The organism is Myxococcus sp. AM010 (genome assembly GCF_013372585.1).
GTDB lineage: Bacteria > Myxococcota > Myxococcia > Myxococcales > Myxococcaceae > Myxococcus > Myxococcus vastator.
The window spans coordinates 1-448 of sequence record NZ_JABXEO010000237.1; the positions used below are offsets into that span (position 1 = coordinate 1).

Genomic DNA, 448 nt, shown 5'->3' on the forward strand with positions numbered 1-448 from the left:
CCATAACATAACGACACCGATGAAAAGAACAAGAACTGACATAGTCAGAGAAGAGCACATGGTGGATGCCTTGGCGCTTTCAGCCGATGAAGGACGTGGCCACGCAGCGAAATGCCTGGGGGAGGTGCTGGCAACCAGCGATCCCAGGGAGTCCGAATGGGGCAACCCCACCTGGCGACAGGTGACCGACCACGAATGTGGCGGAGGGAACCGGGGGAACTGAAACATCTAACGTACCCCGAGGAAAAGAGAGGATTCCCGAAGTAGCGGCGAGCGAACCGGGAGGAGCCCAAACCTGGATCAGCGTATGAGGCGGGAGCCGCTGCTGACCGGGGGTTGTACGGAGATTTGGCACGTTCTCCCGAACGTGCGCAGCAAACCACAGGTGAGGCGAACGGTATTGGAAGAGCCGTCCGGAGAGGGTGAGAGACCCGTAGCCGAAGTCTGG

1 rRNA gene is annotated in these 448 nt (G+C 59.4%); it reads left to right on the forward strand.

Annotation, left to right across the window (positions count from 1 at the left end):
- Window positions 1-38 precede the first annotated feature (38 nt).
- Window positions 39-448: ribosomal RNA gene (locus tag HV826_RS36785) — 23S ribosomal RNA — on the forward strand; the annotation flags it as partial.